The 25,621-nt window shown below is 57.9% G+C and carries 19 protein-coding genes and 1 tRNA gene; 13 read left to right on the forward strand and 7 right to left on the reverse strand.

Annotated elements, in window-relative coordinates; all coding sequences use genetic code 11:
- The first annotated feature begins 16 nt into the window (after positions 1-16).
- Complete coding sequence (locus HDF09_RS05855; RefSeq protein WP_183762779.1) at positions 17-3,358, forward strand: FG-GAP-like repeat-containing protein; 3,342 nt, start codon at positions 17-19, stop codon at positions 3,356-3,358.
- Between the two features lie 99 nt (positions 3,359-3,457).
- Here HDF09_RS05855 and HDF09_RS05860 read toward each other — a convergent pair whose 3' ends face one another.
- On the reverse strand, positions 3,458-4,045 hold the full coding sequence (locus tag HDF09_RS05860; RefSeq protein WP_183762782.1) for a TetR/AcrR family transcriptional regulator: 588 nt from the start codon (positions 4,043-4,045) through the stop codon (positions 3,458-3,460).
- A 141-nt stretch (positions 4,046-4,186) separates the two neighbouring features.
- On the opposite strand from HDF09_RS05860, the gene HDF09_RS05865 reads away from it, so the two are divergent.
- The 3 genes from HDF09_RS05865 to HDF09_RS05875 all read left to right on the forward strand — a co-directional run bounded on the left by HDF09_RS05865 (position 4,187) and on the right by HDF09_RS05875 (position 8,999).
- Positions 4,187-5,869: a DHA2 family efflux MFS transporter permease subunit gene (locus HDF09_RS05865; RefSeq protein ID WP_260180936.1), complete on the forward strand. Its 1,683-nt coding sequence runs from the start codon at positions 4,187-4,189 to the stop codon at positions 5,867-5,869.
- Positions 5,870-5,985: 116 nt separating this feature from the next.
- Positions 5,986-6,315 (forward strand): PadR family transcriptional regulator, encoded by a 330-nt coding sequence (locus tag HDF09_RS05870; protein WP_183762785.1) that lies wholly within the window; start codon positions 5,986-5,988, stop codon positions 6,313-6,315.
- A gap of 17 nt (positions 6,316-6,332) precedes the next feature.
- Positions 6,333-8,999: an ABC transporter permease gene (locus HDF09_RS05875; RefSeq protein WP_183762788.1), complete on the forward strand. Its 2,667-nt coding sequence runs from the start codon at positions 6,333-6,335 to the stop codon at positions 8,997-8,999.
- Between the two features lie 50 nt (positions 9,000-9,049).
- On the opposite strand, the gene HDF09_RS05880 is transcribed toward HDF09_RS05875, so the two are convergent.
- Entirely contained in the window at positions 9,050-9,916 is an 867-nt protein-coding gene (locus tag HDF09_RS05880; protein WP_183762791.1) for an NmrA family NAD(P)-binding protein, read from the reverse strand.
- A gap of 110 nt (positions 9,917-10,026) precedes the next feature.
- Between HDF09_RS05880 and HDF09_RS05885 the strand changes: the two genes are divergently transcribed.
- Positions 10,027-10,959: a LysR family transcriptional regulator gene (locus tag HDF09_RS05885; RefSeq protein ID WP_183762794.1), complete on the forward strand. Its 933-nt coding sequence runs from the start codon at positions 10,027-10,029 to the stop codon at positions 10,957-10,959.
- Positions 10,960-11,162: 203 nt separating this feature from the next.
- Here HDF09_RS05885 and HDF09_RS05890 read toward each other — a convergent pair whose 3' ends face one another.
- Entirely contained in the window at positions 11,163-11,546 is a 384-nt protein-coding gene (locus tag HDF09_RS05890; protein WP_183762798.1) for a HesB/IscA family protein, read from the reverse strand.
- Between the two features lie 158 nt (positions 11,547-11,704).
- On the opposite strand from HDF09_RS05890, the gene HDF09_RS05895 reads away from it, so the two are divergent.
- Positions 11,705-11,878: a hypothetical protein gene (locus HDF09_RS05895; protein WP_183762802.1), complete on the forward strand. Its 174-nt coding sequence runs from the start codon at positions 11,705-11,707 to the stop codon at positions 11,876-11,878.
- A 179-nt stretch (positions 11,879-12,057) separates the two neighbouring features.
- Complete coding sequence (locus HDF09_RS05900; RefSeq protein ID WP_183762805.1) at positions 12,058-12,330, forward strand: hypothetical protein; 273 nt, start codon at positions 12,058-12,060, stop codon at positions 12,328-12,330.
- Between the two features lie 185 nt (positions 12,331-12,515).
- Here HDF09_RS05900 and HDF09_RS05905 read toward each other — a convergent pair whose 3' ends face one another.
- Positions 12,516-13,007: a RidA family protein gene (locus HDF09_RS05905; RefSeq protein WP_183762808.1), complete on the reverse strand. Its 492-nt coding sequence runs from the start codon at positions 13,005-13,007 to the stop codon at positions 12,516-12,518.
- 28 nt (positions 13,008-13,035) lie between these two features.
- Positions 13,036-14,619: a flavin monoamine oxidase family protein gene (locus HDF09_RS05910; protein ID WP_311718784.1), complete on the reverse strand. Its 1,584-nt coding sequence runs from the start codon at positions 14,617-14,619 to the stop codon at positions 13,036-13,038.
- Positions 14,620-14,915: 296 nt separating this feature from the next.
- Here HDF09_RS05910 and HDF09_RS05915 point away from each other — a divergent pair, with 296 nt between their 5' ends.
- From HDF09_RS05915 to HDF09_RS05925, 4 genes are all read left to right on the forward strand, one after another.
- Complete coding sequence (locus tag HDF09_RS05915) at positions 14,916-15,572, forward strand: TetR/AcrR family transcriptional regulator (protein WP_183762811.1); 657 nt, start codon at positions 14,916-14,918, stop codon at positions 15,570-15,572.
- 124 nt (positions 15,573-15,696) lie between these two features.
- Positions 15,697-16,038 (forward strand): hypothetical protein, encoded by a 342-nt coding sequence (locus HDF09_RS20655; protein ID WP_260180937.1) that lies wholly within the window; start codon positions 15,697-15,699, stop codon positions 16,036-16,038.
- A gap of 12 nt (positions 16,039-16,050) precedes the next feature.
- Positions 16,051-16,899 carry a hypothetical protein gene (locus HDF09_RS05920; protein ID WP_260180938.1) on the forward strand — a complete coding sequence of 283 codons (849 nt, stop codon included), beginning with the start codon at positions 16,051-16,053 and terminating at the stop codon, positions 16,897-16,899.
- Positions 16,896-18,392, forward strand: a complete 1,497-nt coding sequence (locus tag HDF09_RS05925; RefSeq protein ID WP_311718787.1) for a hypothetical protein — start codon at positions 16,896-16,898, stop codon at positions 18,390-18,392. The genes HDF09_RS05920 and HDF09_RS05925 overlap by 4 nt, the downstream gene beginning before the upstream one ends.
- 29 nt (positions 18,393-18,421) lie before the next feature.
- Here HDF09_RS05925 and HDF09_RS05930 read toward each other — a convergent pair whose 3' ends face one another.
- Positions 18,422-22,015 carry a TonB-dependent receptor gene (locus HDF09_RS05930; protein ID WP_183762814.1) on the reverse strand — a complete coding sequence of 1,198 codons (3,594 nt, stop codon included), beginning with the start codon at positions 22,013-22,015 and terminating at the stop codon, positions 18,422-18,424.
- A 799-nt stretch (positions 22,016-22,814) separates the two neighbouring features.
- Positions 22,815-22,903, reverse strand: a tRNA-Leu gene (locus tag HDF09_RS05935).
- A 149-nt stretch (positions 22,904-23,052) separates the two neighbouring features.
- On the opposite strand from HDF09_RS05935, the gene HDF09_RS05940 reads away from it, so the two are divergent.
- Positions 23,053-24,288, forward strand: a complete 1,236-nt coding sequence (locus HDF09_RS05940) for an ABC transporter permease (protein WP_260180939.1) — start codon at positions 23,053-23,055, stop codon at positions 24,286-24,288.
- Positions 24,289-24,290: 2 nt separating this feature from the next.
- Entirely contained in the window at positions 24,291-25,547 is a 1,257-nt protein-coding gene (locus HDF09_RS05945) for an ABC transporter permease (protein WP_183762821.1), read from the forward strand.
- Positions 25,548-25,621: the final 74 nt, after the last annotated feature.

Raw genomic sequence — 25,621 nt, forward strand, 5'->3', positions numbered from 1 at the left:
TGAAGGACATGCCACAATGACTGCCACTCCTTGGTGCAAGACCCCCTCCGGAGCCCGTTCACTCCTCGCCTTCCTAATCACCCTTCTCCTCACCCTCCCCGCCTTCTCTCAAACACCAATCTTTCCAGTACTTCCATTCGATTTCGCGCTCTTCCCATCGAGCACCTATGCATACGCGGACTTCAATGGCGACGGTCAAGTGGACCAGGCCGCCCCAAACGGCATTAACGCGATAGGCATATCGTTCAACAATGGCGCGAATCACTCGCCAACCTTCGGCACCATTCAATTGACATGCCAGCCACAGTCAGTCGTGGCAGCAGATCTAAATAATGACTCTAAGAGCGATCTCGCCTTCTCTTGCCAGACTCCCAACCAGCCTGCATACATCGGAGTAGTGCTTGGCAACGGCGACGGAACCTTCCAGGCAGCGTCCTACTATGCGGTTCCAGGAGCGGCCAGCGTTCCAACGCTTACTACCGTCGATCTGAACGGGGACGGTTATCTCGATGTTGCCGTCCTCATAGGATCTTCGCAGGTGGGTGTCCTGCTCAATCAGGGCAGCGGCAAACCAGGCTCGCTCCTTACCGCTTCCCTCTACGCCGCGCCAGCAGGTGTGTCTTTCCTCTATATAAGCGCCGGTGACTTCAACGGCGATGGCAAGCAAGACATCGTCGCAGGAAACACGCAAATTGCGGTCTATTACGGCAAGGGTGATGGGACACTGAACACCCCACAGCTCACGACTGCGAGCGCCCCAGGAGGCCGGCCTTTTGTCACTGGAGACTTTAACCGCGACGGTTTAGCCGATATTGCTTTTCTTGGATCGCCCGCGCAGGGCTCTGCGACTTCACTTCAAGTTTTGCTTGGCGATCCCAGCGGAAAGCTCGTCACCGGCTCCAATCTCCCGCTCGATCCGTCCGTGAACTACAGCTGGATCGTGCCTTTTCAGAACACCAGCACGAGCAACATCACCAACTTCGCTCTAATCGGCTATGTGACTTCGATCGCCCTCAACGATGGCAGCGGAGACTTGTCTCTGGGTGAAAGCTATGGCGTATCGACTTTTGCAATCGCACAGACCGGGAGCAATGGAAACACCAACCTCTACTTCCAGTCGGATGTGGAGTCAGTCGCCCTCGTCGGCAATGGCAACGGCACCTTCCAGGGCCCTCCAACGACCTTGCTGGGTGGCGGAAGCGGCGTGGCCATCAGCGCTGACCTAAACGCGGATGGCATCTCCGATGTACTTTCGATCGACTCCGCGGGCAATCTCGTGGCTGCCCTGGGCAGGGGTAACGGCACATTCCTGGTTTCGAGCCGATCCTCCGGCACCGGCCAGCTTCTTGTCACCGGCGACTTCAACGGGGACGGCAATCTCGATGCCGTGACCATCTTTCCCGGAGCTGTCGATTTCCATGGAAACACCCTCTCAACCACATCGCTCTATTTCTATCGCGGTAATGGTGGCGGCGTCTTTCAGCCGAACACAACCCCTCAAAACCTCACGATAACCTCTGCGCTAACTCCTCTAGTGGGCGACTTCAACGGCGACAACAAACTCGACCTCATTCTCCCCTATAAAGCTGAGAATGTGGACCCAGAAGCGCCGCAACCCCCGAGTGGAGTTCTCTTCTTGGCCGGGAATGGAGACGGAACCTTCGCTACTCCTGTTTCCTTGCCGCTTCCGTACAACACCATCGGCTTCGCCGCGGATCTGAACAACGATCATAAGCTGGACATAATTGGAGGGGACACGGTTAGCCTTGGAAACGGCGACGGGACCTTCACACAACAACCTCTCGGAATCACCGGAACTATCCTTGCTGTCAGCGATTTAAATGGTGACGGGAAGCCTGACCTGGTGATCTTCAACAACGCCACCAGTATTGGCCTATACGCAGGAAATGGGGACGGCACCTTTCAAACAACTCCCTTCTACAGCACGTCCGCTTTCAGCCCCCAGGCGGGAACTACGCCACTGGTCGCAATCGGTGATGTCAACGGAGACGGTCATCCAGATCTAATCTTGCAGTACTTGTTAGTCATTGCTCCCAGACTCCAGGTACTTCTCGGAGACGGCACGGGCAACTTCACACCCGACTCCAATAACTACCCTCTGGGCGCTGCCACCAGTAGCATTGCGACGCTCGCTCGACTCAATAACACAGCGCCTCCTCCAGCAGCGGACCACGCTTTGGACTACCTCTACAGCGTAGGCGGAGCGGTCACCTCTCTCCTTAATCAACTCAACCCCGGTCCATCGGTTCCCATATCCTACACTTCGACGACGACACTCTCGTCTTCCACCAGCGGAGCGGCGCCCGGCCAGCAACTCACCCTCACCGCGACAGTTATAGGAGCCACTATAGGAGCCACCCCAACCGGCTCAGTCTCCTTCGTTGCGGACGGCAAAATACTCGGCATCGCACCGCTGACCAACGGAGTCGCCACCCTGGCGATCTCGTTCCCCGCAGCAGGCACGTTTGCCGTCATCGCCAACTACCCCGGAGACATCAACAGCGTGGCAAGCTCCTCCAACCCGCTCTCGCTGGCAATCGCACCAGTCGCTTCAAAGACAGTTCTCGAACTCTCATTCACCGGGACCGGACTTAACACTGAGCCTCTCTTCTACGCTACGGTCTCGGGCCTCAACCCCACTGGCACGGTAACCTTCAACTCTGGAACTACCACACTCGGTACTGCTCCGGTCCTGAACGGAACAGCATCCTTCACCTACACGTTTCTCACAGCTGGGAATCACCCGGTCACCGCAACTTACTCAGGCGACGTAGCCAACCTGCCAAGCACCTCCAATACCTTCGGGGTCGACGTTCCGGAATACTCCATCACCACCTCTCCAATCTCCGCCGTCGTCAAGGCTGGGCAATCAGCAACAGCGACATTTACCGTCAATCCCTCGGTCGGCTACACAGGCACCTTGAAGTTCGCCTGCGGGCCACTACCTACCGGAGTGACCTGCACGTTCACACCAGCTTCGATTACCCCGTCAAGCGGCCCGGCCACTACCACCCTGACCATCACCACGACCGCACCCACCACCGCTCTTCTTCGCCGACTCGCCATCCCCCTTCAAGGGACTGCCTTGGCCAGCTTTCTCTTCCTGATCCTCATCCCGCGACGTTCTTCAAAGTGGAGTCGGAGTGGCAGGCTGATCGCGCTGATGATCGCCGCAGGGCTGATCTCACTCTCCGGCTGCAGTTCGTCCTCACCCTCCAGTTCCGGCAGCAACACACTCGCAACACCAGCAGGCGTCTACAACATCGGCGTGAACATTACAGACTCGACAAGTAACGTTCAAAACCCGTTTTTCACGTTTCAGGTAACAGTCCAATGATCCAATGATCGACAACGCAAGATAGGATCTTTCCAAACCGTCACCAACAAAAAATCCCCGAGTTCGCCTCGGGGATTTTCCTGCCTCCGAATCGCCCTCTCAAATAATTTCAATCCCACCCAACATCATCTCCAGCGACTCCCGCGCATCTTCCACCGCACTGCGATTCCCCTCCAGCCGGCTGATCATCAACGCCCCCTCCAGCGTCGCAATAATCGTATTCGCGATCCGCCGCGGCTTCACCTCTCCCCGAATTTCCCCCTCGGCGATCCCATCCTCCACGATGCTCGCCAGCCGAGCCTTCCACTCCTTCATCGCCACGCACACCAGGCTCCGCAGCAGCGGATTCCCATCATCCGCATCGATCGCCGTATTCATCAGCGGACACCCGCCCGGAAAGATCCCCGGAGTCTCCGCAAACCGCCTCACCGAGTATCTCAGCTTCTCCACCGCGCCCGGAATCGCATCCTGCCCCTCCCGCCGCGCCTTCGCCACCCGCGCCCACGCATACCGAAACGCCTCCGCCGCCAGCTCCTCCTTGCTCTCGAAGTGCCGGTAAACCCCACCCTTCTCCAGCCCCGTAGCATCCAGCACATCCTGCATCGAGCACCCGGCAAACCCCCGCTGATTAAAGATCGGCGCCGCCTCCTCGATAATCCTCTGCCGCGTCAACTCACCTTTTCCCATCTCTCTCCCCTCGCCGCCCTACCTGCTCCGAAATCCTACAGCAGCAAGAAAACGCATCGTACGGCGCCTCTCATGAATCAGATGCTTAAAGAAACCGTTCAGTCTCTTTTTCGAGACTGCGCACCCCCAAACCGAGAGGAGATGCAGAAGTCCATGGCCACCGCCACCCTCATCGAGCCACTCCAGGCCACTCCCCCACAGCCGGCCAAGTCCGTAGTCCAGCTCCGTAAGTCCCGCCCCATCATCAACCCCTGGGTCGTCGCCCTCACCGTCACCCTGGCCACCTTCATGGAGCTGCTCGACACCTCCATCGCCAACGTCTCGCTCCCCTACATCGCCGGCGGTCTCGGCCGCTCCTACGACGAGGTCACCTGGATCCTCACCACCTACCTCGTCGCCAACGCCGTCGTCCTGCCCATGTCCGCCTGGCTCTCCCGCGTCTTCGGCCGCAAGACCTACTACATGGCCTGCGTGGCGCTCTTCACCATCACGTCGTTCTTCTGCGGCATCGCCCCCACCCTCGGCATCATGCTCCTCTCGCGCGTCCTCCAAGGCATCGGCGGCGGCGGCCTCGCCCCGGTCGAACAGGCCATCCTCGTAGACGCCTTCCCTCCCGCCAAACGCGCCTCCGCCTTCGCCCTCTACACCGTCGCCATCGTCACCGCACCCGCCATCGGGCCCGTCCTCGGCGGCTGGATCACCGACAACTACAACTGGCGCTGGGTCTTCTTCATCAACATCCCCGTCGGCCTGCTCTCCCTCTTCCTCACCAACCGCTTCGTCCACGATCCCGAGTCCTACGCCGAAGAGCGCAAGACCGTCCGCGGCCCCGCAGTGAACGGAAAGCCAGGCAAGCTCCGCGTCGACGGCATCGGCATCGCCCTCGTCGGCCTCGGCTCCGCAGCCCTCGAAGTCCTCCTCGACCGCGGCCAGATCGACGACTGGTTCGGCTCCCGCTTCATCATCGCGATGTTCGTCATCGGCATCTCCTGCCTCACCGCAGCCGTCTTCTGGGAGCTCCACGTCCCCGACCCCATCATCGACTTCCGCCTCCTCAAGGTCCGCAACTTCGCCCTCGCCAACCTCTTCTACTTCGTCTTCGGCTTCGGCCTCTTCGCCTCCACCACCATGATCCCGCAGCTCCTCCAGTCCCTCTACGGCTACCGCGCCATCGACGCCGGCCTCGTCCTTGGACCCGGAGCCCTGGTCATCACCTTCCTGGCCCCAGTAGGCGCGCAGCTGGTCCAGCGCGGCATCGTCAAGCCCCGCATCCTGCTCTTCGGAGCCGTCATGATCGTCGGCATGTCCTTCCTCCACTACAGCCACTTCAACCTCGACACCGACTACAAGCACTACGCCCTCGCCCGCGCCCTCCAGGGCCTCGGCTACGGCTTCTTCTTCGTGCCGCTCTCGGTCATCGCCTACTCGCAGCTAAGCCCCGCACAAAACAACAAAGCCTCGTCCCTCACGAACTTCTTCCGCAACTGGGGCGGCAGCTTCGGCATCGCCTTCATCACCACCATGTCCGAGCGCCGCCAGAACTTCCACCAGGACCGAGTCGGCTCAACCATCGCAGCCTCCTCCAGCACGCTCCAGCAGAACATCCACCAGACCGCCGCCTACCTGCAAGCCCACGGCTTCTCTCCCGCCGACGCCGTCACCGCAGCCTATGGACGCGTCTACGACCAGCTCCATGCCCAAACTCAACTCCTCGCCTTCATGGACTGCTTCCACATCATCGGCGTCATCACCCTCATCGCCGCGCCGCTGGTCCTGCTCACCAAGAGCTTCAAAGCACCAGCCAAAGCTCCCGAAGGTCACTAAGCGGACAACTAACTTGCAGTCGTCGTTGCCCTTAAGAGCTGCCCTTGCCTCCCAACCCGACCGTCAAAAAAATTATTGTTGACTATCTACAATAGCCTTGTGTAGATAGTCACAGTATGGGTAAGCCAAGCGATCTCGTGCAGGGCACTTTAGACCTCCTCATCCTCAAGACCATCGCACTCGAGCCGATGCACGGCTGGGCCATCGCCAAGCGCATCCAACAGATCTCGAACGAGGTCCTTCAGGTCCAACAGGGCTCCCTCTACCCCGCTCTCCACCGCCTGGAGCAGCAGGCATGGATACGCGCCAAGTGGAGCGAGACCGAAACCGGTCGTCAGGCGAAGTTCTACTCTCTCACCGCCGCCGGACGCACCCAGTTGGAGCGTGAGAAGGAAAGCTGGAACAGGCTCTCCAGCGCCATCAACCTGGTGGTCGAGAACGTATAGCAACGGAGGTACTAGAGATGCGCTGGATCCAACGTCTCCGCATGGCCATGCTGATGCTCTTCCGCCGCAACTCCGAAACAGCTCGTCTCGACCAGGAGATGCAGTTCCACCTCGATCAACAGATCTCCGAAAACATCGCCGGCGGAATGGCCCCGGCCGAAGCACGCTCCGCCGCCCTGCGCACCTTTGGCAATCCAACTCTTCTCCATGACCAGGCGCGTTCCACCTGGAGTTGGAACTGGCTGGAAAAGTTCGCCCGCGACATACGATACGGCGCCCGAACCCTCCGCCGCTCTCCCGGCTTTGCCATCGTCGCCGTCCTCGTCATGGCCCTTGGCATCGGCGCCACCACCTCGCTCTTCACCATCGTCCGCGCCGTCCTGCTCAAGCCGCTTCCCTTCCACGATCCCAACAATCTCGTCATGGTCTACGAGCACTTTCACAACTTCGAACTCGGCGATGGATTCAACGTCGTCGCACCTGGTGACTTCCACGACTGGCGCGCGCATACAAACGGCTATCAGGACATGGCGGCCTGGCGCGACTATGGCTTCAATCTCGCCGGCGAACATGCCGAACTGCCCGAGGTGGTCCAGGCCGCCGGTGGCTCCTGGAATCTCTTTCCCCTCCTCGGTATTCAGATGGCCCACGGCCGCTCCTTCACCCCGGAAGAAGATCAGGTCGGTGCAAACCACGTTGTCCTGCTCACCTGGAACATCTTTCAAAGGCGCTTTGCCGGAGACGCTTCCATCATAGGCAAACAGGTCCGTCTCGACAGCAATCCGTACACGGTCACCGGCGTCCTCCCCGCCTCGTTCACCTATCCCGATGCGCGGACCCAGGTCTGGGTGCCCTACGCCCAAACCCTCAACGCACGCCAATACGACGCGCACGACAATCATCAGAGCCACGTCATCGCCAGGCTCAAGCCCGGAGTCACCGCCGCATCGGCACTCGAACAAGTCAGCGCCCTGCAGTACCAATTGCATCTGGCCAACGCGTCGAAGCCCGTCGCAGAAAGCGCCGTCTCCCGGCCCATGATCGACGACGTGGTCCTCGACATAAAGACTCCACTCACTGTCCTCTTTTGCGCCGTCGGATGCATGTTGCTCATCGCCTGTCTCAACGTCTCCAACCTCTTCGTCGCACGAAGCGCAGCCCGGCGCAAAGAGATCGCGGTGCGCGGTGCGCTCGGCGGCACACGTCTCGCCCTCATCCGCGAACAGATGACCGAAAGCCTGCTCATCTGCGCCGCCGGAGGTGTACTAGGACTGGCAATCTCTGCGCTCACAACCCGCTGGCTCGCAACCCACTGGACGACCCTCCCCCGCGCCGAGATAGTCCGGATGGACACCACCGTCCTCGCCTTCTCCATGGGTCTCGTCGTGCTGACGGCACTATTGGCCGGTCTCCTGCCCGCCATCTCAGCGACAGGAAAGATGACCTTCGGACTTCTTCAGGAGTCCTCGCGATCCGTCGGAGGCAGCACCTCACGCGCAACCATGCGCAAAACTCTGCTCGCTGTCGAGATCGCCCTCACCGTTATCCTGCTCTTCTCCGCCGGCCTCCTCTTCAAAAGCTTCATGCATCTCAGAACCACCGATCTCGGCTGCGTCACCGATCGTGTCCTCACCATCAAGTACGGCCTGCCGGAGAATCAGTACAACACCAGGGAAAAGGTCGTAGCCTTCCATGAGTCTCTGCTCGAAAAGGTGCGACGCCTACCCGGAGTCACCTCTGCAGCCCTTGTCTCCACTCCTCCCGGAGGAGGCTACGAAGGCGACGATGTCTTCACCATCCCCGAGCACCCGCCAGCCGCCTCCGTCCTGCAGGACGACGCCATCTATCGTTCCGCCGATCCCGAATACTTCAAGGTCATGCAGATCCCGCTCATCAGCGGCCGCGTCTTCACCGATCAAGAGCGTCTCACCCGCGATCACTACCTCGTCGTCAGTAAAAAATTCGCCGATCAATACTTCTCCAGAGATAACCCCATCGGCCGGCACATCAGAGTCAGCTGGGACACGCCCGAACCGGAAAACTACGAGATCATCGGCGTAGTCGGCGACACGGTCTACGACGTCGCCGAGCCCATTAAACCCACCATGTACTTCCCTGTCCTGTCCGGCCTTCCCAACCAGGTCAGCAGCTCCACCATCATGGTGCGCACCGCCGGTGATCCGCTCCTCCTCTCTGTTCCCGTGCAGAAACAAGTGGCCGCACTCGACCCTTCGCTTCCCGTCTACGACGTTCTCACCATGCAGCAGATCCTCGGCAAGACCACCGCCAGCCAGAGCTTCAGCGCTACCCTCACGCTCGCCTTCGCGCTGCTGTCCCTGCTTCTGGCCGCCATCGGACTCTATGGCGTCCTCTCCTACCTCATCGCGCAGCGCATCACCGAGATCGGCATTCGCATCGCACTCGGCGCTCAACGCTCTCAGGTCCTGCGCCTTGTCCTGTTTGACGGCCTGCGTCCCGTCTTCCTCGGCCTTCTCATCGGACTCGCAGGAGGCGCAGTCGCAGGAACCCTCATCCGCTCGATACTCTTCGGAACCAGCCCCTACGACCCTGTAGTCTTCGCCGCCATGATCGGCAGTCTTCTCCTGACTGCAGTCGCCGCCTGCGCCATTCCCGCCATTCGTGCTCTGAAGATCGATCCCATGCAAGCCCTCAGAACCGAATAAGCGACCAATGCCGTCATCACTCTCGACCGCGGTCCACACTGCCTCCGGTCTTATGCGTCCGACCGTTCTACCAGGCTCTTCAAGACTGTCTCCAACTCAACCTTGCCCTTCCGCACCTCCGCTGGTCTCTCAAATCCAATCCAGCCTTCATTGAATCCATCGAGCATCCGCATCCACGGCGTCGGATTCTTCATCCCCTGTGAACGAGACAGCGCCTCCCACTCCTCACGCGGAACCAGCTCCACCGCAATCGGACGCCCCAGCACCTTTGCAAATCCAGCAGCCAGATCATTCGGAGATACAGGTCGCGGCCCCGTCAACTCGACCACGCGATGCCCGCTCCATATCTCCTGCAACAACTCAGCTCCAACCCGCGCGATATCCGCAGTCGCGATAAACGGAAAGCCCTTACCAGCCGGACTCAGGAAGCTGTAAATCACGCCTTCGTCACGAGCCGAAGCGACGTTATGCGCCGAGTTCTCCATAAACCAGCCCGGACGCAAAATCGTAATCGGCAGGGATACTTCTGCCAGCATCCTCTCGAGAGCCGTATGCAGCGACAGCAGATTCTGTTCAGTCGCCTGCGCTCCAATCGTCGAAAGATGCACCACCTTCCTCGGGCGCGCAGACTGCAACGCCTCCGTCAAAACCTTCGACATCGCCATATGCTCCGCGAAACCAGGCGTCGGATCGTATATCGGCGGCAGCATCGTAAACACACCATCAACTCCCTGAAACGCTGCAGTCAGTGACTTCACATCATTCAAATCTGCAACCGCGATCTCGCATCCCAGCCTCGCCCACTCCTCACCCTTTTTGGCATCGCGCACTATCGCACGCACAGACTTCTTCGCGGCCAGCAGAGTTCTTGCCATCTCACCGCCGACATTACCCGTTACTCCCATCACTGTAAACATGGTCAATCTCCTTGAGGAATCAAAATCAGATCCGCATATAGGATGGGAAAATCGAAATGACTATTCATACATAAACAGAACTACAATCATTACCAACGATTATGAATAAGATGACACTCTCAACCGCCCCGAATGATCGCCTGCTAAGCGGCATCACCGTGCTCATGGCAGTTGTCGAAGCCGGCAGTTTCATCCGCGCAGCCGAGACTCTCGGCATCACTCAGCCAGCCGTCAGTCGCGCAATCGCCCGCCTCGAATCCCGCATCGGCGTGCGTCTGCTCGACCGCACCACCCGCTCCCTCACCCCGACCGCCGAAGGCCGCCGCCTCTACGAAGAGACCAGCCCTCTCCTCTCCGGCATCGCCGATGCCGTCACCTTCGCCTCCGGGTCTTCCGCCACCGTCCGTGGCCGCCTCCGCGTCAACATGGACCCGCTCTTTTCCAGTCTTCTCCTCGCCCCGCATCTGGGCCGCTTTCTCGACAGCTACCCCGAGGTCTCGCTCGAGCTCCTCACACGCCCAGAGTTGGGAGACCTCGTCGCCGAAGGCTTTGATCTGGCTGTCCGCTTCGGCGAACCGCCCTCCTCCTCACTCGTCGCACGCAAGCTCCTCGAAACCCACATCGTCACCGTAGCGGCCCCATCGTATCTCGCCAGGCACGGACGCCCCGAAAAGCTTACCGACCTGGCAAAACACCACTGCCTCCAATTCCGAGACCCGCGCACCAACCAGCCCTACGAGTGGGAGTTCCATCGTGGCCGCAGGATCGTCCCCATCAAGACCTCAGGCCGTCTCGTGCTCTCAGACGCCTACACCTTCCTCGGAGCCTGCGTCGCCGGAGCAGGTATAGCCCAGGTTCTCGCCCTCTCAGTCCAGACCGAACTCGACCGTGGCGACCTTATCGATATCTTCCACAACTGGCCCGACGAGAGATTCCCCCTCTTCGCCCTCTACCCCTCCCGCCACCTTCCACCCGCCAAACTTCGCGCCTTCCTCGACTTCGTCCTCGAACTCGTGAAACTTCCCTCACCTCCTCAAAAATAAATCTGAAAAAGTTGGCACATTTTTCGTTGTCGGCCAGACCGATGCCAAGCCACCACATCCACCACGCAAAACACCACGATCTCACCACAAAAACACCACGTCCAAACCACCACTTTTCCTGAAACCACCCCCAAAAACGCCCAAAAAAGACGAAAAAAGCCCCGGCAACCGCCGGAGCTTTTTTCTAAACCAAATTCAAAAAACTAAACGCTGAAGCTCGATCCGCAACCGCATGTGCTCTTCACCGCGGCATTCTCAAACTTGAACCCAGCCGCCTCAAGCGTCTCCACGTAGTCCACCGTGCAATTCTGCAGGTACATAGCCGAGGTCGCGTCCACAAACACCTTTAGATCCTCAAACTTATAAACCTTGTCCATCATTCCGCTCTGATTTTCGAATGACATAGAGTACTGGAAACCCGAACATCCGCCACCAACCACACCGATCCGAAGCCCAGCAGGGACCGGAGTCTGAGTCGCCATAATCTCCCGAACCTTGTTGATCGCGGCAGGGGTCAGGGTCACAGGCGTAGTCGAAGCAGGTGGTGCTCCAACAACAACTTCGGGGGTAACGGATGCAGTAGCCATCAGAAAATCTCCTTGTCTGATTCAGACATCTTTAAGTGTATGCGCATGCCACCGCTCCGGCAAGCCCTCATTCCATAGGATGCGCCGCAGCCTGTTCCGATTCAGCTGTTGGCCTAAGAATCCTGCTACCATCAACCAGTACCTCCCTCTAAATTAACGTGAAACTTCTCCTCTTCATCTCGAACGCCTTCATCAATACAATGGGCATCACCCAGCCCTCGGCGAAGACCGCAAATCGTGCAGCGTGGTTCATCTTTATCATGTTGTGTGCCGTCCTCACCACGGTCGCAACCATAGCATTTCTGGGCATCCGCTGGGCCTCTCAGCACTAGCGTTCCAGCCCCGTTATAAGTTAGTCTCCCCCTCGAAAAACCCTGTCGAACCGCACCCTTCCAAGCGTATGATTGCGGCGGACGGCCTGCTCCGAAAGACGCAAAAACGTTGCATCACTCGGAACACGGACCGCCCGAAAAAAAGAACGTCGGCCCTGTCACAGGGCGGAGGAACCGCTATGAGCGCTTTACCTGTTCTCCTAATCGTCTGGGCGGTATTTTCGGCCTGTTTCCTCGCGCTACTCGCCTACAAGGGACAGCTCACCCGCTATGAAGAGGACCAGCTCTTCCTCAGCGAAAACGCAACTCACGAACAACAAATTCAGACCGAGATCGTTCGCAAGGTAACTAAAATCGCGCCATTTGTCCGCGTCTTTGGCGTTGCGGCAGCGGTTATGACCGCAGGTATCATCGGCATCTTCACCTACGACGCTTGGCAACATCTAAGGTAGATCGCCGAAAGAACGCGCCGGCCATCCCGCAAGGACTGTGTCGGCCCTCTGCTAGCCCGCCACGCTGAATGCCTTGGAAAAATCGTTCCAGAACAACGGGAGGTAGAGCCTTCCTGATAGAAAGCTCTACCTCTCGCAGGTCAACGTGTGTCATCGTCGCTTATTGCATAATTTACGGCACAGCTCTACTTCCCTCTCACCGCGATCACTTCTATCTCAATCAGTGCCCACGGAGCAGCCAGCGCCGCCACCTGAAAAGCACTCCTCGCGGGCTTATTCGGCTGATCCTTTGTGCCGAAGAACTGGGTATACGCCGCCTGCAGACCCGGAAAATCCAGCTTGCCACCCTTCTCCGGATCGCCCGCAAGGAACACCGTCATCTTTACGACGTCCTTCATATCCAGCCCTTGCTCTTTCAGCAGCGCCTGAATCTTATTTAACGCGCTCATCGCCTGCGTCTTCGTATCGCCATAAACCGCAGCAGTCCCCTTCGCCTCATCGGCAGGCGTCACAGGCGAAGCCAGCTGCCCGCTCAGATAAAGCGTGTCTCCAGCCCACACACCATTCGCGATAGGCGACTTCTCATTCGGCTGCAGATGCTTCACAACAACCTGTGCCTGCACTCCACACGCAACAGCCATCAACGCTGCCGCCATCACCCCAAGCTTGATCTTCATCAATCACTCCCTATGCTTCCAGAAAAAACTAGCTAAGCACCGCACCAGCAGCCCCGGCAAGTCTAGCCGACTTCACCTTATCGGAGATCATCCCCACCGCACGACGCGCACTCAGCGCCGCACCCTCCTGCCATCCCACAATGTGGCTCGCCGTATCGCCGGCAAAGTAGATCGGCCCATCCGCCTGGATGATCACGTCATACCCGCTCTTCCCGCCACCATAACTCCGAATCCATGAGCCCTCATTCCACGGCACCCTGCTCCATCCGCAAAACACAGGGTTCTTCAGCTCATTCCCATGCCCCGGATGAATCTTCTCGATCGACGCCCGCGACGCGGCAAACTTCTCTTCCAGAGTCATGTTGTAGAACGGTGTATCAAGCTCATCCGTATAACCCGACACCAACACACCCGTCGGGTGCATCAGCCGGGACGAAGGATACCAGATCGGGCTCGGCCCCTGCATCAGGTACGACAACCCACCGTAGATGTTGTAGTCCTGCTCCCAGAACCTTCTGCTCTCCCACGCAATCTTGTACGCCCCACCCATCGTGCTCTCGTCCACTACCTTTTTGAACGTCGGCGACAAGTCATTCGGAGTCTTCTTCAATATCGAAAACGGCATCGCGATAATGCAGTAAGAAGCCTCCACCTGCTTCGTCGCGCCGCCCTGCGTATACGACACGCGAACACCGTTCGAAGACTTCCGAATCTCCTTCACAGGAGAGTTGTACTGCACGACCGGTCCCAGCGCCTTCGCAAACGCATACGGGATCCGGTCCATCCCGCCCACCGGCTGCATCATCGTCGCCTGCCAGTCCCAATCCTCTTCGACAAACAGGTTATACCAGAAGTCCTCATCCAGCAGCACCCGCATATCCAGCGGCACCTCTGGCACTCCCACCTGTGCCCCAGCGCCCGGCGTCGTCTTATATCCAGCCCGCTCCGACCCAACATAAGCACCGTTATCGTTCAGCGGTCCGTAGACCTTCAGAAAAGCAGTCATCCGCTCGCGGTCTTCTTTGGTCAACTCCGAGTCCAGCGCCCCATGTGCAATGCACTTCGACAGCAGCTCCGAAACGTGCCCACGCGTATCGTTGATCGCCTTCCTCTGCGGCACTGGCTTCCCCTCGTTCGCCCGGTCGTTCTGAAGTAGGGTTGAGCGCGACGTATTGATCTCCACCTCCATCGGAACGCCGAGCTCGCGACAATATCCCAACATCGTCCAGTGGGTGCTCGGCAGCCGCGCCGGCCCAAGGTTCTGATAGTTCCCCTCTTCCCATTTGATCGCCTGTTTGCTTCCATCGCAGAAACAAACCTCCTGCCCGGCGCGTCCGGTCCAGTTGCGCCCGCCCGGCCGTTCGCGCGCCTCAAGCAGAGTCACCTCATATCCGAGCTTCTGCAGCTCATAGGCTGATACCAGGCCGCCGATCCCACCACCCAGAACCACCACCTTTACGCCCTTGCCGGACCCAGCTGCCGCCTGAATCGGCTCAGCCTCCGCACCCTTCATCGGCATCAGCCCGAGAGACTGCATCGTTGCAAACGCAGCACTATAGCCACCCACCTGCCCTACTCGCATCAGAAAATCGCGCCGGGAGATCCCCATCATGCCACCTCTTTCATCCAATGAATTCAAATCCTGATGCAGCTGCAAGAGAACGAACATCCTGGTGGAACGGAAAGGAATGGAAGCTCCGCCAAAGACATCGCGGGAGCCGCATCGCCTGAAGCACGGAGCTAAACAAATCAGTTTTTCGAAAAGATGTGTCTACTGTATCGCAAAACTTCCGTGCTGGTCAGCAAATTTCGGCAACCGATTCACAGTCGGAGTGGCCAAACGCGACAAAGATGACGATCGTCATAAAATAAGACTCAAACTTCAGTCAACCCCAAGGTCGATCTTCGATGAGAGTAAGCCGTGCCAAGGCAGCAGAGAACCGCGAACGAATCCTTGATGTTGCAACCAGGCTCTTTCGAGAGCGCGGCATCGACGGCATCGGTGTCGCTGATCTCATGAAGAGCGCCGGTCTCACCCATGGCGGATTCTACGGCCACTTCAAATCAAAAGATGATCTCGTCGCCCAGGCCTGCAGACGCGCCGTCACCCGGATGCGTGACAACTGGATCCGCACCATGGACCACTCCAGCGATCCTCTGGAAACCCTCGCCAACGAGTACCTCGCCGCCAAACACCGTGACAACGCTGGCCGCGGCTGTCCCATAGCCGCCCTCGGCTCCGAGATTGCACGTCAGGGATCCGTCACGCGACATACCGTCACCGAAGAACTAAAGCCCTTCATCAACTACCTCTCCGAAATCGTTCAGGGCCGATCTGCAAGTCTTCGCCGCGAACGAGCCATCGCACTCTACGCCAGTCTGGTCGGCGCTGTCGTCATCGCCCGCGTCGTTGACGATCTCGAGTTTTCCAACGAAGCCCTCACCGCCGTGGCCAACGCTATCCAGAGCAAAGGTGCGAAACGGAACGCTCCAGCACCTCGCACACCGACACCACGGACGAAAAAAAGAACCGTCTCACGCGCTCCTCGCGAAACAAAAGCGTAGTTCCCTCTGCTGTCGCCTTCATTCTGAACACAGATAAGATCCATCTTCCATTTCAGAAGTGAGACAACTCGATACGCGACAACATATAAGATAGGGCCATCGGTAGCATCGACAGCGAGGTCCTATGGCTTCCTCCACCTTCCCAACTCCGTACGCTGATGGTCACTCCAGCACGCAGGTATCCACGAAGACCGCGAGCGTTCCCTGGTACATCTGGTGCGGCGCGCTCGCCGTCACTTCCTCCTCGATCGGCGGAGCATGGAACGTCTCCTGGCATCGCTCCATCGGTCGCGACAGCTTCTGGACTCCAGCGCACATGGCCATCTACGTCTGCGGAGTGCTGGCCGCGATCATCTGCGGCTACCTCATCCTGATCAACACCTTCGGACGCACCCCAAAAGACAGCGCGGCAACGGTGAATGTCCTCGGCTTTCGCGCCCCTCTCGGCGCCTTCATAGCCGCCTAGGGTGGCATCGCGATGATCACTTCGGCCCCGTTCGACAACTGGTGGCATGCCGCGTACGGTCTCGATGTCAAAATCGTCAGCCCACCCCACACACTGCTGATCCTCGGCATTCGCTGTGTCGCAATCGGCATACTCTTTCTGATCCTCGCCGCAATGAATCGCGCCTCTGCCGAAGAGTCGAGCGGACATACCTTCAAGACTCTGCAGCGTCTCTTCTTGTACGTCGGCGGCCTCTTCATAGGCGGCCAGATGTTCTTCCTCTTGGAATACACCTGGGACGTGAAGCTTCACTCGGTAAGTCCTTACGTCGCGATGGGTATCGCTCTCCCTGTTGTCTTCGCCATGCTCTCGCAGGCGTCGCGATATAAATGGGCCGCGACCTCAACCGCCGCGGTATACATGATCGTGGCTATCTGTGAGATTCTCATCCTCCCGCTCTTCCCTGCGCAACCGAAACTTGGCCCCGTCTTCTATCCGGTCACACACATGGTTCCCGCAAAGTTCCCCATCCTGATCTTCGCACCCGCGCTCGCACTCGATCTCCTCTGGCAACGCACCCGCGAATGGAAGCCCTGGATGGGCGCTTTGGTCTCCGGCTTTCTGTTCATTGCCGTTCTGGTCATCGTCGAGTGGCCATTCGCCACATTCCTTCTCTCCAAAGCATCGGAGAACCGGTTCTTCGGCACCGGCTACTTTGACTACAACTCCCGCCCCAATGGCTTCGACCGCATGCGCATCTTCTTCGAACCCGACCATGGTGCGGTCCTATTTAGCGGCCTGCTGCGGGCTGCCGTCTACGGTTCAATCGGAACCTGGATCGGACGGAGCTTCGGTCGCTGGATGCGGAGCGTACAAAGGTGAACCGTTTGTCCAGCAAAGTTCGTCTTCTCCTGCTCTCGATACTTTGTCTTTTTGACGCTCCTCATTTAGCCCACGCCCACGTCGGCAGTAAGGACGTTTTTGAACAGATCAACGCTGGCCCGTACAAGCTCTTCGTCACGATTCGCATGCCGACGGTAATACCCGGCGTAGCCTGGGTCGAAGTACGTTCCAGCGGCGCGATGGTAAGGAACATTCACATTACCCCCCTCCCAATCACCGGCGAGGCATCGAAGCATCCTCCAACCTCTGACCCGATGACGAGCTCTACTGCCGACCCTGCGTTTTTTACAGGTAGCATCTGGATGATGGCCTCCGGCTCTTGGCAGGTCCGCTTCGAAATTACAGGGGAGGCCGGAGATCAGATCGCGTCGGTTCCCGTGCCAGCAGTCGCTATCTCGACCTTGAAGATGCAGCACGGCCTTGGTCTCGCGCTGGGAATCCTTGGCCTCTTTCTGGTTGTCAGCATGGCCGGTATCGTTGCTGCGGCCGTCCGCGATGCGCGTCTTGAACCCGGCGCCGCTCCATCGCCTGGTCGAAGACGAAGAGCCATTCTGGCTACCGTCGGCAGCATTGCTGTCATGGCTCTTCTGATTTGGGGCGGCGCGACCTGGTGGAACGTCGAGGCCGCAGCTTACTCCTTGAATGTTTATCACCCTATGTCGGTGCAGCCAGCGCTCTCTCGCAATCTGCTCGATCTCAACGTACTCGCCTATGATGGCGGCAAAACTCGAAGCTCCCGCTCCAACAAGGATTTTCTTCCCGATCACGGCCACTTGATGCATCTCTATGCCATTCGCGAGCCGGAGATGGATGAAGTCTTCCATCTGCATCCGGAACTGCCAGCGCCAGGAGACTTTCATATCGCGCTGCCCTCGATGCCAGCCGGAGACTACAAGCTCTACGGCGATATCGTCCACGCTAACGGCTTCCCTGAGACGCTTGTTTCGACGATCACCATTCCTCCCAATATGCCGGGCAGTCCACTTGGCCCCGACGATGCAAATGGATCTCCCCCGCCTCTGCGCCGCGGCGAACTTGGCAACTCTTACAAACTGCCCGATGGATACGTGATGGTGTGGGATCGCCCCTCAACCATCAATGCAAACACCGCATATGCCTTCCGCTTTTGTCTGCTTGATGCGAATGGAAAACCCGCTGCGGATGTCCAGCCTTACATGGGCATGACAGGTCACGCAGCATTTGTTAAGACGGACGGCACCGTCTTTGCTCACACTCATCCTGAGGGGTCCGCTGCGATGGCTGCGCTCATGCTCGCCAACGGAACTAACGAGAATGATGCGAGCGACCGCAACGGAGCCATGGACATGGATATGGGGACGCATAACGAGCCGCTCTCCCATACCGTCGAGTTTCCTTACGGATTTCCCTCTACTGGCCGTTACCGAATCTTCATCCAGATGAAGCACGGCGCGACCATCGAGACCGGAGCCTTCGACGTCATCGTTCCATAAGCGCTCTTCATTGCATCCTGCCACAAACGTTAGAAGTTGAGCTTCAACTGGAACTCCGTGCTCCGAGGCCCACCGATGTCTGATGTGCCCGAACCACGTTGCACGCGATTCTGATCGTGATCACTAAAACCATTAGGACCATTGAGCAGGCCGCTCGAATTGCCAGTGGTGGTATTTGCCAAAGTACCGTTTTCGTAGTCTTTGAAGTTCGAGAAGTTAGCGACGTTGTAGAACGCGATGCCAGGCACTAGGGACAGACCCTCCCGTAAGCGGGAAAGACGGATCGGATAGGAGAAGTTGACATCGAGGGCACGGTAGAAGGCGTTCTCGGGTCCATGAGCCTCCGGCACTGGGACGATAGGCTGCTGTGTCGCTTGGAGAGCAACCAACTGCTGCTGACTAAATAGCCCGGCTGCGACGAGAGCCTGTCCGGCTGGTGTCAACTGACCGGCCTGCGTCGCGTTGTACTGGTTAATCAAATTATTCAGGTTCGTGCCCTTGTACTGGTGCATGAAGTATCCGGGATTCGTTCCGGGTACAAGATCACCGATCGTGCCGTCACCGGTTACGTCGGACTGGAAGATACCAGCCGTTGGACCTCCACCGGTTCCGCCATTATCAAGATTCAGATCGGTGGCCGCCGCGGAGTAAAAGTGACCGATGATGCCGACCTGTGGTCCATACTTTAGCGTTGCCGAACCGCCGAACGAGATCGCATGCGTGTGATCCAATCCATTCCGGCCAATATATTGGGTAGGATGGTCCCAGTCGTACGAAGGCGAAGCGAAGAACTGGTCCCCTACGCCTGTGTTGCCGTTGTTGATGGCGGGGTTTGCCGTCGAGACGATACGGGAAAACGAGTAGGAGATCTGCAGATTGGAGGACATAACGCCAGGAGCCGGATGGGCCTTCTGCTCGCGGAAGACCGCCTGCAGCGCATCATAGCCAGATCGACCGACGGGTAGCAGGAAAAGCCCCTCTCCCAGCAAAGGATTGGCCCCGGGAAACGCCGCCCCCGTATCGGGAGTGAGTCCATTGTAGGATGCTGGATTGGTGTTGTTAAAGGTTCTCCCCGAATCGACCCCATTCCCCGCGAAGTCCAGGATCGAAGCTCCAGCCGCTATGGAACACGTGATTGCCGCGCTCGTGGATCCACCAGCGCATCCGAAGCCGCTGGTGGTTGTTGCTATGGCGCTTCGGGCCGCGGCGGTGTTGAGATAGCGAGCAGCCCCAACATGATTCACGTCAATCTGTTGAACGATCTTAAGGGTTGAGTTATGAACGTAATCGACTGAGAGGATGCCACCCTTAAAGATCTCCCTCTGAATGCCGCCGTTCCACTGTTCGGAGTACGGTGTTCGGTAAGGAGCCCCATAGATGGCAGTAGCCGTCAACGTATTTCCGACAAATTGACCATTGCTGGCGGGCCCAACGGATGCGGTTACCTTCTGGAAGAGATTCGAAAGGTTGAGGAAGTGCTGACCTGCCTGACTGATTGGTTCTGTGCAAAGCGTGGCGATGGAAACGCCGCCATCGCTCGTAACCACTGTGCCATCCGGAAGCGTTAGCGAGTTGGTTCCCCCGCAGATCGTGTGGTTTGCGTCGTTGAAGAGACCCATTTTGAGAAGCGGGCCACGGGCGTTGAGAGTATTGTTGAAGACGTCACTTTCGTAGAAGATGCCGAATGCTGCACGAAGCACTGTCTTGTGGTCTCCGGGGCTGAAAGTGAAGCCAAGCTGAGGACCGAAGTTTGCATACGGCTGGTGAACCTTCTTACCAAGCCCAGGCTGAAACTGATCGAACAGAGGGGCGCTTCCCGAGCATGGTGACAACAGCCCCGGGGCGACGTCCGAGCACAGAGGGGTTGCCAAGTCCTGGTTGGCCCGGCCGGTATCGACGCTCCAGCGAAGACCCCCTGTGAGCGTGAAGCTGGGACTGATCTTCCAGTTATCCGAGATGTAGGCTCCCTGGCGCCAATCGGTGAGTCCGCCACCCGGAAGGTTGAAACCGGGGTTCTCTGTTGAAAAGCCCTCTCCGTTGCCGAACCGGACCTGGGAAGGGAAGTACCCATTCACGGGATCAGAGGGGCAGGTGCCGGGGGTCCCGTTCCCGCAATTTGCGACCAGATTGCCGGCCAGGAGACTCACACGAGGAGAATCCTGAAAAAAACTTGCGAATCCTCCACCAAGAATACGATTCAGGCTATAGCCGTACCGGATCAGATGGGAGCCCCTGGTCCAGGATCCGTCGTAGCGTATTTGTTTATCCGACTGGTAGGTATTCTGAGGAGCATCAACGTTCGGACCGGAATATAGTCCTGCCGACGCAAGACGGAAGTTCAGGTTCTGTCCGTTCGCCCCCTGAAAGCCGTTATATACGCTGGTGTTTCCCGCAGTGCCGTCGACCAGAAGATTGTGAAACTTCTCATAGCTGCCGCGGAAAGAGTGAGTGAAGTGTCCCGTCGTGAAGTCCGCGCCACCCGCAAGACCGGGCGTGTTGTCGCGGTTGTTGTAGATCTCATAGCCCGCGCCAAAGTTTGAGCTGGACTTGTTGACATCATAGTTCGCGCGAACAAAGTAGTGCACACTCAAGGGTCCGTTGTAGTCCAGGCGAACTGTCGAATACGTCTCACGATAAGGAGAAGGAATGGTAGGGTGCGCCTGCTGAATCGCAAGGAAGATTGGGGCCATGGTGATCGAAACGGGAGACTCCTGCTTGATGCGCTCCGCATTTCCGAAGAAGAACAGCTTGTTCTTAATGATTGGTCCGCCGACGCTTCCACCGTACTGATTACGCTGGAAAGGGGTATCAATCCCGCCTGCAGTGTTCGCAAACAGCGCCCGGTGATCCTGGAAGTTGTAGAAGGCCTGCCCGTGAATCGCGTTGGTTCCGGAGTTGGTCGATACCAGCACCTGGCCGGTAGAAGTCACGTCACCCGAGACGTCCTGGGTCGAGCGGTTCAACTGAAAGTCGCCGATCGCACCCTGCGACACGTTGAAGATGGTTGTTCCAACGTTCTCGTCAGTAATGTCCTGACCATCAAGCAGAATGCGGGTCGTGCGGCCAGAAACACCGCTGGTTGAGATAGCCGAATAACCGGCCTTCGTGGGGTCAAATGATTCCCCACTCTGCAGGATGACACCCGGTTCGATCTGGGCAAGATCGAGAAAGTTGCGCCCATTGACAGGAAGAGAATCGATCTGATCTTTCGTAATAACATCACTGACGCCAGCCTGATCCGTGTTGATCTGAAGCGCCCCCGCGTTGACCTCCACCGTCTCGGTCGAGGAGCCAATCGCGAGCTTGAAATTTCCATTCGTCGCCGTCCCCGTCCGGACTACGGTCTTCACCGTAAGCTTTTCAAACCCAGCAGCGCTCACCGTCACCGTATAAGGTCCGGGAGTCAAAGGTCCCAGGCTATAGAAACCGCTGCTATCAGACTTCAGAGTCTTCGAGGAATTGGTGTCATTGCCGAGAATAAAGATTGTCGCATCGGGCACAATCGCTCCGGTGCTATCTGTGATTGTCCCTTGGATTGATCCACCGTTAACCGAGATCGCCTGCCCCGCTCCCATCACCGTGACGGCGAGAAATAGTACTAGCAACCCACATAGTGTCTTCATGATTCGTCTCCTGTGCCTCGCAAGATAATCAAAAAACGATGCCGCGATGCATGACCGCGGATCGACAAACTAAATTCAGGCCGACCTTTCGCAGAGTAAACGGCAATCTACGCGGTCGTTTTTAGATAGGCATGTGTTCCATCACGTCCATTAGTGAATGAATGTTGCTGACCGGCCGAATCTGGCCTGCACTACAAGCACTCTTCGCTATATGCACGAAAGATCTCTAATCCGAGATGGAACGGATCGTAATCACGCCTGGGTTCTATTTAAGCTACGTTCAACGCTGTGAGGGTGGGATTTGTTCCAGACGTACTGACACGTAGTGGAATCTCTCGAAGAACTGCGGACCATACGATCTTCCTTCTAGGTTCGGAAGATTTGACGAGACAGGTTCGCATCGAAAGTGGGGAAAGCCAATTCGCAACACCCTGTAAGCCATAAACTACTTCGAAATCATCTGAATCGATACTTGGTACGACTGACTTTAGGGGAACGCGATGGGATCTGCTATGGCCGCCTCTAAAAAGTTTTCTATAGCCACTCTTCTAATTTTTGCAACTGATGATTCGCGAAAGCTCGCGAGTGCGATAAGTCGCTCCGTGTTTTACATTTTTTTGGAAGTACCCTGACTCTTAACTTGTTGATAGAGAGCACCCGACTCTCAGCCGTTCAGAGGCACGCGCCAAACTATTTCAAAAGAACCCCTGCCGTCGGACGAGTTCGACGATGTGAAGAATCTATATGAGTAATTTTCCTGCCCAAATGCTGCCAAAAAATGGCGTAAGTTGTTTGTCTGTGGTGCCCGGAGGGGGACTTGAACCCCCACGACCGGTTAAGGTCTGCGGATTTTAAGTCCGCTGTGTCTGCCGATTTCACCATCCGGGCTTGCGAGAGAGAGAGGACCGCCTGCACCATCTTAACGCATTCCCGAGAGATTCCCCCGCAGGGAACCTCAGCCGGCATCTTTGCGTATCTTCGAAGAGTTCGCATCTTATCTCGGGTCGGTTCCATCTATGCCTTTCCACGAAATCCTGATGCAAACCTTGTCTGCGCTCTGGGACACCAAGCTTCGCAGCTTTCTTACAATGTTCGGCATCGTCTGGGGCATCACGTCAGTGATCCTGCTCGTTGGCCTTGGCATCGGCTTCAATGTGGACCAGAAGGAACATCTCCGCACGATTGGTACAGACATCGCGATCATCTTTGGCGGCAAGACCGGTGCCCAGGCGGGAGGATACGCCGCGGGCCGAGACATTCATCTCACCGTCGATGACGCCATCGCGATCCAGCAACAAGCGTCTCTGGTAAAGACCGTAAGCCCCGAACTCCGCCGCAGCGTCTCCGAGGTCAGCCAGTGGAACGCAGCCAACCGACCGGTGCGTGGAGTATGGCCAGAGTATCAACGATTTCGCTCCCTCACCGTCGAGCAGGGACGTCTCATGACCGCGCAGGACGAGGACGAAGGAGCACGAGTCATTCTGCTCGGTGCCGAAGCCAACCGGCAGCTCTTTCCCGGTAAACCGGTCATCGGACAACCGCTGATGGTAAGCGGCTATCAATACACCGTCATCGGAGTGCTTGCAAAAAAGAAGCAGAATGGCAGCTACGGCAGCGGCCCGGACAACACGCAACTCTTCACAACCTACTCGGCCATGGCCCGTGACTTCCCACCCACCGAAGGCCCCGGCGTCATTCGCGGATATGTAAACAATATCGTCGTCGAACCGGTATCGCCCGAGATGCACGAAAAAGCCCTGGACCAGGTCTCGCGAATCATCGCAGAGCGTCATCACTACGATCCCGACGACAAAGAAGCTCTTTGGATATGGGACACCCTCGAAGGCTCGAAGTTTACCGAACGCATCTTCAGCGTAATGACATTTTTCTTCGGCGCCGTAGCGCTGCTCACACTCGCCCTGGGCGGAATTGGCGTCATGAACATCATGCTGGTCGCAGTCACTGAACGCACTCGCGAGATAGGCGTCCGCAAAGCCCTCGGAGCCACAGCCATCGATATCAAGCGCCAATTCCTCGTCGAGTCAGCAATCATCACATTGGTCAGCGGACTCGGTGGCCTGGCACTCGGAGTCGGCATCTGCGTCGCAATGCGCTACGTCCCGCTTCCCGACTTCGTGCCGCATCCCGTAATCTCTCCAATGGCCATTGCCGCATCGCTCACCACCCTGGCGGCCATCACTGTCTTCGCAGGAATGTACCCTGCTCTTCGCGCTGCCAATCTTAGCCCCATGGAATGCCTGAGGACAGAATAAAGATGAGCCTGCTTGAAATCATTCGCCAGAGCCTCGACTCACTCCTCCGCAACCGTCTGCGCTCTGGCCTCACCATGCTCGGAATCATCTGGGGACTGGTAACCGTCGTCCTTCTGCTTAGCTACGGCAAGAGTCTCGGCGAAGGCGTACTCAACGGCTTCATGGGCTTGGGCGACAACGTCATCATGGTGTGGGGCGGTCAAACCAGCATGCAGGCTGGCGGCGAACGATCCGGCAAAAAAGTAAAGTTCCTCGACGGCGACACGGAAGCAGTACGCGACGCAGTTCCCTTCCTGAAAGCAGTCAGCTCCGAGACCGACGACGGCTTCAGCTTCAAGTACGGCTCCAAGGTGGTCAACATCCAAAGCAAAGCAGTCGACTTCCCCTACGGAGGAATGCGCCGGCTCAACGTCGATCAAGGCCGCTACTTCGAAGCAGCCGACTTCACCGATCATCGCCAGGTTGTCATCTTCGGCCCGCACGCCGCACAAAAACTCTTCAACGGCTACCCTCCCGTCGGGGAATCGGTCCAGATCGAAGGCCACGTCTTTCAAGTGATCGGCGTTCTAAAAAACAAAATCCAGGACTCCTCCAACAACGGTCCTGACAATGAAAACGCCTTTGTACCCTTCGACATGATGCGCCTGCTCCGCAACCAGCGCGACCCCGACAGCATCGTCTTCCAGCCCAGTGCTCCGGAGCTTCATCTCAAGGCGCTGCAGGCTGTACGAGCGGTGCTCGCCCAGCGGCACCACTTCGATCCCAAGGATGACAAGGCTGTCCCCAGCTGGGACACGGTAGCCGACTCAGCCGAGATCATGCAGTTCAGCACCGCGCTCGACCTTCTCCTCGGCATCATCGGCGCCATGACGCTGGGCGTCGGCGGAGTTGGCGTCATGAACATCATGCTTGTCTCGGTCACCGAGCGCACTCGCGAGATCGGCCTGCTCAAAGCTCTCGGAGCACGCCGCAAAGACATCCTCACGCAGTTTCTCCTGGAAAGCCTGACGCTAACCTTCCTTGCAGGCATCGTCGGAATGACCGTAGCGGTCATCGTCGCGTACCTTATCCCGCCGATGCCGCTCTACTCCGACATCTACAAGACAGCCAACCACGAGGGCGACATCCTTCTCCGCGCCTCCCCAACTATCATGCTCGTCTCGTTCGCAATCCTCGCCGCAGTCGGCGTCATCTCCGGGCTTCTCCCCGCAGTGCGCGCCTCACGCATGGACCCCGTCGTGGCTCTAAGACACGAGTAATCCATCCGTTCGTCCCTACCAACGGGAGGCCAGCGTACTCACCCAGCCAGGACCGGTATACATGTCACGAAGTG

Origin of the sequence: Edaphobacter lichenicola (assembly GCF_014201315.1) — a bacterium.
GTDB classification, from domain to species: domain Bacteria; phylum Acidobacteriota; class Terriglobia; order Terriglobales; family Acidobacteriaceae; genus Edaphobacter; species Edaphobacter lichenicola_B.